Source organism: Amycolatopsis sacchari (assembly GCF_900114035.1).
Taxonomy (GTDB): domain Bacteria; phylum Actinomycetota; class Actinomycetes; order Mycobacteriales; family Pseudonocardiaceae; genus Amycolatopsis_E; species Amycolatopsis_E sacchari.
Genome location: NZ_FORP01000002.1, coordinates 459177 through 469128 on the forward strand (window position 1 = coordinate 459177; position 9952 = coordinate 469128).

Annotated in this window: 11 protein-coding genes and 1 pseudogene; 7 read left to right on the top strand and 5 right to left on the bottom strand. The window is 71.1% G+C overall.

Annotation, left to right across the window (positions count from 1 at the left end):
* Positions 1-20 precede the first annotated feature (20 nt).
* On the top strand, positions 21-737 hold the full coding sequence (pepE, locus tag BMZ92_RS06320) for a dipeptidase PepE (protein ID WP_091504859.1): 717 nt from the start codon (positions 21-23) through the stop codon (positions 735-737).
* Positions 734-1846 (top strand): DUF1015 family protein, encoded by a 1113-nt coding sequence (locus BMZ92_RS06325; protein ID WP_091504751.1) that lies wholly within the window; start codon positions 734-736, stop codon positions 1844-1846. The genes pepE and BMZ92_RS06325 overlap by 4 nt, the downstream gene beginning before the upstream one ends.
* Here BMZ92_RS06325 and BMZ92_RS06330 read toward each other — a convergent pair.
* A complete protein-coding gene (locus BMZ92_RS06330; protein WP_091504752.1) occupies positions 1843-2667 on the bottom strand; it encodes a DUF2127 domain-containing protein in 825 nt (274 codons plus the stop codon). The two genes, BMZ92_RS06325 and BMZ92_RS06330, sit on opposite strands and share 4 nt — an antisense overlap.
* Before the next feature lie 477 nt (positions 2668-3144).
* Here BMZ92_RS06330 and BMZ92_RS06340 point away from each other — a divergent pair, with 477 nt between their 5' ends.
* Positions 3145-4002: a PaaX family transcriptional regulator gene (locus BMZ92_RS06340; RefSeq protein ID WP_091504753.1), complete on the top strand. Its 858-nt coding sequence runs from the start codon at positions 3145-3147 to the stop codon at positions 4000-4002.
* Positions 4003-4013: 11 nt separating this feature from the next.
* Here BMZ92_RS06340 and BMZ92_RS06345 read toward each other — a convergent pair whose 3' ends face one another.
* Positions 4014-4739 (bottom strand): IclR family transcriptional regulator, encoded by a 726-nt coding sequence (locus BMZ92_RS06345; RefSeq protein WP_245782928.1) that lies wholly within the window; start codon positions 4737-4739, stop codon positions 4014-4016.
* 116 nt (positions 4740-4855) lie between these two features.
* On the opposite strand from BMZ92_RS06345, the gene styA reads away from it, so the two are divergent.
* Both styA and BMZ92_RS06355 read left to right on the top strand, forming a co-directional pair.
* Positions 4856-6082 carry a styrene monooxygenase subunit StyA gene (styA, locus tag BMZ92_RS06350; RefSeq protein ID WP_091504755.1) on the top strand — a complete coding sequence of 409 codons (1227 nt, stop codon included), beginning with the start codon at positions 4856-4858 and terminating at the stop codon, positions 6080-6082.
* Between the two features lie 56 nt (positions 6083-6138).
* A complete protein-coding gene (locus tag BMZ92_RS06355) occupies positions 6139-6969 on the top strand; it encodes an alpha/beta fold hydrolase (RefSeq protein ID WP_091504861.1) in 831 nt (276 codons plus the stop codon).
* Between the two features lie 36 nt (positions 6970-7005).
* On the opposite strand, the gene BMZ92_RS06360 is transcribed toward BMZ92_RS06355, so the two are convergent.
* Entirely contained in the window at positions 7006-7200 is a 195-nt protein-coding gene (locus BMZ92_RS06360; protein WP_091504756.1) for a DUF2795 domain-containing protein, read from the bottom strand.
* Between the two features lie 140 nt (positions 7201-7340).
* Here BMZ92_RS06360 and BMZ92_RS38765 point away from each other — a divergent pair.
* Together BMZ92_RS38765 and BMZ92_RS38770 are read left to right on the top strand one after the other, a co-directional pair.
* Positions 7341-7436, top strand: a pseudogene (locus tag BMZ92_RS38765) (VOC family protein); the annotation flags it as partial.
* A gap of 79 nt (positions 7437-7515) precedes the next feature.
* Positions 7516-7761, top strand: a complete 246-nt coding sequence (locus BMZ92_RS38770) for a VOC family protein (protein ID WP_425425791.1) — start codon at positions 7516-7518, stop codon at positions 7759-7761.
* Positions 7762-7765: 4 nt separating this feature from the next.
* Here the strand turns inward: BMZ92_RS38770 and BMZ92_RS06370 are convergent, their stop codons facing one another.
* Together BMZ92_RS06370 and BMZ92_RS06375 are read right to left on the bottom strand one after the other, a co-directional pair.
* Positions 7766-8194, bottom strand: coding sequence for a DUF896 domain-containing protein (locus BMZ92_RS06370; RefSeq protein ID WP_091504757.1), 429 nt, complete (start codon positions 8192-8194; stop codon positions 7766-7768).
* A 74-nt stretch (positions 8195-8268) separates the two neighbouring features.
* Positions 8269-9951 carry an alpha/beta hydrolase gene (locus BMZ92_RS06375; RefSeq protein ID WP_091504758.1) on the bottom strand — a complete coding sequence of 561 codons (1683 nt, stop codon included), beginning with the start codon at positions 9949-9951 and terminating at the stop codon, positions 8269-8271.
* Position 9952 lies beyond the last annotated feature (1 nt).

A 9952-nucleotide genomic window follows, 5' to 3' on the forward strand; every position in this document is an offset into this window, starting at 1 on the left:
CGGCGTGGTAGTCAATGCTGATGCGCCTGCTGTTGCTGTCCAACTCGACCGCCCCTGGCAGGCGGTACCTCGAGCACGCCACCGACGCCCTCGCCGAAACCCTCGACGGCGTGCGCCGCCTGGTCTTCGTCCCGTTCGCGCTCGCCGACCACGACGCCTACACCGCCAAGGCCGCCGAGGCGCTCGCCGCGTTCGGCGTCGAGGTCACCGGAGCCCACCAGGGCGACCCCATCGCGCTGCTCGACGCCGCGCAGGCCGTGTTCGTGGGTGGTGGCAACACGTTCCGGTTGCTGCGCGAGCTGTACGCGCGCGAACTGCTCGCCCCGATCCGCGACCGCGTCGCGCGCGGGACCGTCTACATAGGATCGAGCGCGGGCACGAACGTGGCGTGCCCGTCGATCAGGACCACCAACGACATGCCCATCGTCCAGCCGCCCTCGTTCGACGCGAGCGGGCTGGTCCCGTTCCAGATCAACCCGCACTACCTCGATCCCGTCGAGGGCGATGCGCACATGGGTGAAACGCGGGAGGAACGCATTCTCCAGTTCCTGGAGGAGAACGACGTGCCCGTGCTCGGGATGCGCGAGGGCACGTGGTTGCGCCGCGAGGATTCGTCGCTGACGCTCGGCGGCGTCGAGGCGGGCGCGCGGTTGTTCCGGCGGGACGAAAAACCGGTGGAGATCGAATCCGGTGCGGATCTGAGCGCACTGCTGGAAACGGTGGGCCGTTTCCGGTGAGCTGGGCCCGCGCGATTCCGGCCGCCTGGGTCGTGGACGGTGCGGTCCCCGGTCCCGACGTCGACGAGTTCGGCGAGCCGGCGGAGATCGCGGCGGCGCTCGCCCGCACCCCGTCCCCGAGCCTGCTGGCCGTGCAACACCCGCACCGCACACCGCAGGCGCTCGCCGGCGGGCTGTCGCTCGCGGAGGCGCTGCCCGGTGCCCGCCGCACGCTGGAGCACCTGCTCGCGACCGCCTACACCGGGGTGCACGACGTCGTCGCCGTGTACGAGGTCGCCGGGCGCACGATCGGCGTGCTTTGCCTGATCGACCCGGGCGCGGTGGACGACCAGGTGCGGCACAGCGAGCAGGTGTACCCGGGCATCGTCGCCGAACGCGCGGCGGCGCTGACCGGGCTGGGGCACGCGACCAGCGCCGCGATGCTCGTACCGCTCGGCGACGACGGTTCGCTCACCGCCGAGGCCCAGCGCGCGATCGCGGGCCGGGAGCCGGTGGTGGTGGCCGGTGAGCACCGGCTGTGGCTCGTCGGCGCGGGCCCGGTACAGCAGGCCCTGCTCGCGGCCGTCCAGCGCCGCCCGCTGCTGGTCGCCGACGGCAACCACCGCGTCGCCGCCTCCGCCGCGGCCGGAACCGCCCTCCTCGCACTGGTCACGGCGGGCCCGCACCTGCACCTCGGCGCGATCCACCGCGCGCTGGCCGGCACGGGCCTGACGACGGCCGACCTCGCGGCCGCGTGGCGCCGTGCCGGACTCGTCGTGCGCGAGGTACCCGGCGCCGCGCCGCCGTCGGTGCCCGGGACGGTGACCGTGCCGCCCGGGCTGGTCGTCGAACTCCCCGCGCCCGCGCCGCCGTTGCCGCGCATCGACCACGGTTTCGTCGAGGACGTGCTGATCGCCGGTGCGCTCGGGCTGGATCCGGAGGGCCCGCACGTGCGCGTGGTCCCCGAGGGGCACGATCCGGGCCCGGACGTCGACGCGGTGTTGCAACTGGCCCCCGTGCCGTTCGCGGACGTGCTCGCGGTGCACGACCAGGGCCGTCGCATGCCCCGCAAGGCCACCTACTTCACGCCGAAACCACGCAGTGGACTGCTGATCGCGAAGCTCGGTTAACGACCGGGCAGGACGCGTTCGACCGCGGACCACCCGGTGTCGCTCGTCCGCTCACCACCGCGGATGCCGAACAGGCGCTTGGCGAACAGCAGGTACACCACGACGGCGAGGTTGATCACCAGCGTGAGGACCTTCAGCACCGTCACCCGGTGCGCGAGCTCGTAGCACTCGGGAACCAGCAGCACGGCGGTCGCGACGAAGGTCAGGTACTCGGCCCACCGCCGGGCGAGCCACAGCCCGATCGCCTCGACGCCCTCCAGCAGCCCGTAGGCCAGGATCACCGCGCCCACCAGCCACAACGTCGAACTCCGCGCGTCGAACAGCTTCGTCGCCTCGCCCAGCAGACCGTCGCCGGAACGGCCGGTGCGGCCACCCAGCGCGCCCTGCAGCGCGTCGGTGATCCGGAAGAACGGGGCGGACAACGACTGCCGCTCGCGGGCGAAGGCGAACACCGCGACGGCGAGCACCGTCAGCACGACGAAGTGCAGGAGCCGGTCGAGCGCGATGAGCCGCAGCACGTAGCGGTCCCGCAGCAGCCGCCCGCGCAGCGGCACGTCCACCTCGTGGAGGTCGGGCAGCCGCTCCCGGCTCGGCGCCGCCGGTGGCGGCAGCGGCACCCAGCTGTCGCACCGCAGGCAGCGGTGCCAGCGCAGCCCGTCGTACTCACGCACGACCATCGCGTCCTCGGGGCGGATGCGCGCGGTGTCGCGGCCGAGCAGGTGGTGCCCGTGGCGGGCGCAGCCGAGCAGTTCGTACGTCAGCCATCCCTGCCTCGGCCCGGTTCCGGGCGGGGCGAGAAGCTCCTCCGCGGGCTCGCTCACGACGGCAGGCTAACGCACGCGAGACCACCACGCCGCGTCGCCAACATTCACTCTGCAAATTGCAGAAACGTGCTCGGTTTCAGTGAGCGGATCGGCTGTTTGCTACATTCCGGTGACGACGCTTCAGGGTCCGCCGCGGCCGACTTATGCTGCAGGGAGCCGAGAGAACCGGATGGTAATCATGGCAACTCGCATTGATTTCGGACCCGGGGTCACCTGTTTCGCGTGCCTCGTGCCGCGGGAGCAGACACCGGAAAACGAAGAATGGTGTTTCGACGTCGAGAACCGGCCGTTGTGCGGGCAGTGCGCCCGTGACGAATGCATTATCCACGAGCCGTGGGGCGGGAATTTCCCGCCCGAGGAATTCCTCCCGCGCCCGGGTGCGGAGCTCTCGTATTTCCTGCCCTGACGCACTATCCTTCCGCCGCCGGTATAACGTGGGGAAACCCGGTGCCGGCGACGGGAGGTGAGGAGCCCATGGGGGATACCGCGGCACGTCCGACGGTGAGCAGGCGGCGCGAAGTCAGCCACACGAGCGCCCGCTCGTTGCTGATGACCGTGCTCGGTGAGTTCGCGCTGCCGCGTGGCCGCCCGGTGTGGACGTCCACGCTGGTCGACGTGCTGGCGATGTTCGGCGTCGAGGAGAAGTCGGCCCGCCAGGCGCTCGCGCGCACGGCGGCCGAGGGCTGGCTCGTGAGCGAACGCGTCGGCAGGCGGGTGCGCTGGTCGCTGACACCGCCGGGGCGGCGGCTGCTCACCGAAGGCGCGGAACGCATCTACGGCTTCGGGCGGGACGGCCGCACGTGGGACGGGCGGTGGCTGATGCTGCTCGTGTCGGTGCCGGAGACGAAACGGGACCTGCGGCACAGCCTGCGCACGCGGCTGACGTGGGCCGGTTTCGGTTCGCCGACGCCGGGCGTGTGGATCAGCGCGGACCCGTGCAGGCAGGACGAGGCGGAACGCATCGTGCGTGAACTGGGCCTCGACCGCGAGGCGATGTCGTTCGTCGCCTCCTACGGCCAGATCGGCGACGAGGACGCGATGGTCTCGCGCGCCTGGGACCTGACCGCGCTGGAGGAGCGCTACGAGGGCTTCATCGACGAGTTCACCGGCCTGCACCCGGCGACCGGGGCGGAGGTGCTGCACGCGCAGACGAAGCTCGTGCACGAATGGCGCCGGTTCCCCTTCCTCGACCCGCAGCTGCCGGTGCGGCTGCTGCCCGCGAACTGGAGCGGGGTGCAGGCCGCGGAACTGTTCCACCGGCTGCACGTCGAGTGGCGCCCCACCGCGCGGCAGCACTGGGCCCTGCTCACGGAGGACGAGGAAGCCGCCTGATCGCCCGCCGTTCAGATCTCCCAGACCTCGTCCGCCGGCCGCGTCAACCGGATCGCCGTGCGGCGCACCGCGTCCGCGGCCTTGTCCTCGCTGATCTCGCCCGCGACGAACACCACCGCGACACAGCCCACCGTGCCCTCGGCGAACCGCACCGGCGCGGCGAGTTCGGTCAGCCCGGGGTGCAGCTCGCCGACGGTCCGGACCACTCCGGTCTGCCGCGCCCAGCCGATCTCCGGCCGCTCGTCGGGACGGGCCGGGCTCGCGGACTGGATCGCCAGCCCGCACGCGCCGCGGTCCATCGGCGCCCGCGTCCACGGCCGGTACGCCGCCACACCGGCCCGGTCCCGGTCGGGCTCGACGGTGACCAGCGTGACGACCTGCCCCGCCCTCGGGACCGCGAAGAACGCCGTCGCCCCGACGCTGTTCGCCAGCTCGGCGAGGACGTCGTGCAGCTGTGCCTGGGTCTCGCCGAGCACCGAGCGCGTCAGCACCAGCAGGCCGAGGCCCATGGTGTACCGGCCTTCGGTAGTACGCCGAACGAGTTCCCGATCTTCCAGCGTGCGCAGGATGCGGTAGACAATCGAGCGGTGCAGCCCGGTGGCGGCCGCGAGGTCCTGGCTCGACCGCGCCTGCCCGTCGGCGAGGATGTCGAGGACGTCGAGCGCGCGGTCGAGGGTCTGCGCGCGGACGCCCGGTTTGGTCTCCACCCTGGCTCCCCTCGCTGTTGCCTGCGTCACCCTAACACGGTAGGCTGCTCGGATATCGAGCTGACAGCGTCGTCATCGCTCGATATCCGCGCCGTCCGGGCCGACGCTCAGCATTCCACTTCCCGCACCTCCGACGAAGGAGCGCCATGGACGGAATCGGCATAGTCGGCGCCGGGATCGCCGGCCTGCACCTGGGGTTGCTGCTGCGACGGCACGGCGTACCGGTGACGATCTACAGCGACCGCACCCCGGAACAACTCGCCGCGGGGCGCATGCTCAACAGCGTCGCGCACCACCACGCGACGGTCGAGCGCGAACGCGAGCTGGGCGTCGACCACTGGGATGCCGAGGAGTACTACTACTTCGGGCACCACCACTACCTCGGCGGCCCGCAGCCGCTGGTGTTCCCCGGGTTCTTCACCGCACCGTCCCGCGCGATCGACTACCGCATCTACCTGCCGCGGTTGCTGGAGGACTTCGTCGCCCGCGGCGGGGAGTTCGACGTGCGGCCGGTGCAGGCCGCCGACGTGACCCTGTTGTCGGAGCGGCACGAACTCGTCGTGATCGCCTCCGGGCGCGGCACGATGAGCGCGATGTTCCCGCGCAGAGCGGACAAATCGCCGTACGACACCCCGCAGCGCAAGCTGTGCGTCGGGCTGTACGAAGGTGTCGCGCCGAGCGAACCGCGTGGCGTCACGATGAGCGTCGCGCCGGGGCACGGCGAACTGCTGGAGATCCCGATCTTCTCGGCCGCCGGGCACGTCACGGCGCTGCTGTTCGAAAACGTGCCGGGCGGTGACCTGGAGATGCTCGCCGAACTCAGTTACGACGAGGACCCGGCGGGTTTCGAAAAGGTGGTCCTGGAGAAGGCGCGGCAGCACCACCCGGCGACCTTCGAGCGCATCGATCCGGCGCGGTTCCGCCTGACGGGTCCGCTGGACCTGCTGCAGGGCGGTGTCCTGCCGTCGGTGCGCGAGGACTACGCGCGGCTGCCGAACGGCCGGTACGTGGTGGCGCTGGGCGACGCGCACGTCGTCGTCGACCCGGTGATCGGCCAGGGCGCGAACTGCGCTTCGTACTCGGCGTGGGAACTGGGGCGCACGATCCTGGAGGACCCGAACTTCGACGAGCGCTTCTGCCGCAAGGTCGCCGACCGGCGCCGCAACCGCGTGCACGCCACCGCGGACTGGACCAACCTGATGATCCGCACGCCTCCGCCGCCGCACCTGCTGCGGATGTTCGGCGCGATGGCGCAGCACCGCGAGATCGCCGACGAGTTCACGGAGAACTTCAGCTGGCCCGACCGGCAGTGGGACATCCTCGCGACGCCGGAGCGGGTGGAGCGCTACCTCGCCAGGCACGGCGCGGTCTGACTCCACAGTGGACGCCCTCGCGGAAACTGTCGGTGGCGGTCGCTAGTGTGCGGGTCGTGACCGAGCACCTGAGCATCCCGACCCCCGCAGGCTCCTTCGACGCGATCGCCGCCGGGCCCGCCGACGGGCGGCCCGTCCTGCTGCTGCACGGGTTCCCCGAGGCGGCGATCTCGTGGGAGTACCAGGTGAACGTGCTGGGGCAGCGGGGTTTCCGCGCGATCGCACCGGACCAGCGGGGGTACTCGCCGGACGTGCGGCCGAGCGCCGTGGCGGAGTACGGGATCGACGAGCTGGTGGGTGACGTGCTGGCGATCGCCGACGAGCTGGGCTGGTCCCGGTTCGACCTGGTGGGGCACGACTGGGGCGGTGCGGTCGCGTGGTGGACGGCGGCGGAGCACCCGGAGCGGTTGCGCACGTTGTCCGTGGTGTCCACGCCGCACCCCGGCGCGCTGGGCGAGGCGCTGAGCACGGACGAGGACCAGCAGCTGCGCTCGCAGTACATGCGGGACTGGCGGGACAGCAGCACGGAGCGCCGCATGCTCGCGAACGGCGGCGAGGCGCTGCGGCGCATGTTCGAGTGGCGCGTCGGGCAGAGCCGGGTGGACGAGTACCTGCGGCGGCTCGCCGAGCCGGGCGCGCTGACGGCGGCGCTGAACTGGTACCGCGCGAGCCGTCCCGCGGGGAAGATCGGCAAGGTCTCCGTGCCGACGCTGTACGTGTGGAGCACGGAGGACGTGGCCTTCGGCTCGACGGCCGCGTTCGGCACCGAGCAGTGGGTGACCGGCGCCTACTCGTTCCAGATGCTGGAGGACGTCAGCCACTGGGTGCCCGAGGAGGTACCGGAGGTGCTCACCGGGATGATCCTCGAACACCTGCAGGGCAGGTAGGCTTCCCGCCGCCCGCGGGCGGGAAGCCCACCGCCGTCAGCTGCGCGAGAACTCCTGGCTCACCGCGTTCGGGCCGTCGTAGGTCCGGTCCGGCATCTGTTGCAGGTGCTCCAGCACGTCGTTGTCGGCGCCCTGCGACTTCGCGTGTTCGACGAGGTCGTCGCGGCTGGCCGGGTAGTCGACGCCCGACAGGAACTTCTGCATCTGAATCGGGTTCGGAGTGTCCGCCATGGTGTTTCTCCTTCCTTGCTCCGGCCCCGGACTACCCACCCGCGCGGCCGTCATTCGTGCCGTTCGGGGTCGGTCCTCGAGGACACCCCCTCGGGATGCGATCGGGCGTTTTTGTCGGTGGGTGCGGCTAGCGTGCGGACATGGAATACGACTTCCAAGTGACCGTGGACTGCGCGCACCCGCACGACCTGGCCGACTGGTGGGCGGAGGCGCTGGGCTGGTCGGTCGAGCCCAGCGACGAGGCGTTCATCCGGCGGATGGTCGCCGAGGGCCAGGCGACCGAGGAGGACACGACGACGCACCGGGGGGGTGCTGGTGTGGCGGCTGGGGATCGGGATCCGGCACCCCGAGTCGGGGCGGCGGATCCTGTTCCAGCGCGTGCCGGAGCCGAAGACGGTGAAGAACCGCGTCCACCTGGACGTGTACGTGGGCGAGCAGCGAGAGGCGGAGGCGGCGCGCCTGGTGGGGATGGGCGCGAAGGAGCTGTTCCGGGGGCAGCAGGGCCCGTACAGGTGGATCACACTGGCCGACCCGGAGGGGAACGAACTCTGCCTGCAGTGACGGTTCAGCGGGGCGTGCCGTCAGGCCAGACGCAGGGAGACGAGGCGTCGATCGACAGCCCACCCTGCCGGTTCGCCTGGAGGGACATGGTGAACCCGTCGTCGGGGCGGTAGGCGTGCAGGTACCGGTCCTGGGGGCGGGCGTCCTTGTCCACGGTCCACCCGTGTGCCGGCAACCAGGACTTCAGTGCGTCGAAGTAGCTGTCGTACCGAACCTGGTCAAGGCCACGCACCCAATAGGTCCGCCCGGGCTGCACACGCCCGTCGAAGTTGACGCCGGACGCGTCGGTGCAGGCACCGTCCGCGTCACCGAGTAGTTCGAGGGTCGCTTCGGCGGGGAACGCCGCACGGAAACTCTGCAGGTACTCCTCCACCCGTTCCTTGGCTTGCTCCGCCGTCAGGGTGGGCGTGTTCGGATCGGGGGTGGATCGCATTTGTGCGCCTCCGCAAGCTGACAGGACCAGGGTCAGGAACAGGGCTCCCACGCCGGCGCGGAGTCCGGAGGCCATCACCTGTTCCCCGCGATGATCTCGCCCATGGCCTTCAACGACGAAGAACCACGGTCCCAGTATTGGCTGTGCGAATGCCTCGGGTCGCCGGGGTCGGACTCGAACGTCTGCCCGCCGAACCAGGGAGTCGTGGGATCCGGACCCAACGGGTCCAGCCCGTCGGCGTAGGGAAGATCGAAGTTCGTGAGAGCCGGCACAGGATCGGTGGGAGCGTTGCTCGAGAACACGTGTTTCCCAGCCTCGCCGGGAGGCACGCCGTCGAGCCGCAACTCGTCGGCGTGTTCGACGCCCACTCCGGGGCTTCCGACGAAGACCACGTCGTCCGCGGCCAGCCCCTGGTCCCGGGCGGTCTGGCCCACCGCCGTGCTGCCGTAACTGTGCCCGATCACCGTCGTGTGGGCGGCCGGACCCTGGTGCGCGATCCGAAGGCCGTCCTGGAAGTCGTGGAGAGGCTGTTCGGCTTGGTCGGCGTAGCGCGTACTCGCCGCGTCCGGGATCGTTGCGGGAGCGTCATAGCCGACCCAGGTGATCACGGCGGTCGACGCCGAGCCTGCCCGTCGTGCCTGCTCGAGCATGAGATCCGAGCGTTGGATGTTCCCGCCGATGTCGTCGAGTCCGGAGCCGGTGCCGGGGACGAAGGTGGCGACGTTCTGCGCCGTGTCGGGATTGCCTGCCGCGACGATCGCCTTGCCCGCGACGTCCGCGTCGATCTTGAGAAGATACGCGGGCTGGCCGTTCACCGGGTGGTTGAGCCTGTCGTAGATGGCGTCCACCCCGCGCAGTTTGCCCTCGATGTCGGCCAGCTGCTCGGTCAACCGCTCGTAGGCCGCTCGATCGTTGAGCACGATGTCGCCTCCTGCCGTGCGGCGGAGCCCGTCGATGCGGTGCTGGAGTTCCGTTCGCTGCCCGGCGAGGTTTGCGCGGGTCCGGTCCAGCAGCACGCGGTTCGCGTGATCGCGGGCCTCGGTCGGCAGCCCGTCGCGAGGACCGATCAGTTCCGGGTGGTCCCTGGCCAGCACCGTCCGCTGAGCCGGGCTGAGGGTGGCCCACCAAGCGGCGTTGTCAGCGGGCGCGGCACCGGCGGGAGGCGGCGCCGGAATGGTCAGCGACCCGAGTGACCAGCCCGCGTTACCCGCCGCGGCCAGCGAGGTCCCGTCACCATCGATCACGTGGTTGGACAGGATGCGGTCGAGCACGGCGCAGAAGTCGTTGTCCACGTCGTCGGCCGAGCGCAGCACCTCGTGCACCCGGTCCCGCAGCTCCGCGGCGATCCGCTGCCGCTCCGCGGTCACCAGCGAGCCGTCCGGATCGCTTGGCGTGCACACCGGCGGTGGCCCCTGGTCGACGATGGTGCCGTCGTCAGCGATCAGGAATTCCCGCGCCGCAGCGAGGTTTTCGGCCTCCCGCACTCCATTCAGGACACCCGACACCGCATCCGAGACGTCCCCCGCCGCCCGCCGCAGCATGGCGCCCTCGGCGGCGAGCTCTTCGGCCGCCTCGCCCAGTTCGCGCACCTTCGTCGCCGCCGCGTTCGCCGCGGGCCCGGACCAGCCCTTCGGGACGCCGCTCGCGCGCAGTTCGTCGGCACAGCCCATCAACTGCTGATAGCGCCCGTTGAGCACGCCCACCAGTTCCGCGAGCGGTGCGGGGCTCCACCGGACGACCTCACCCCAGGTGACCACG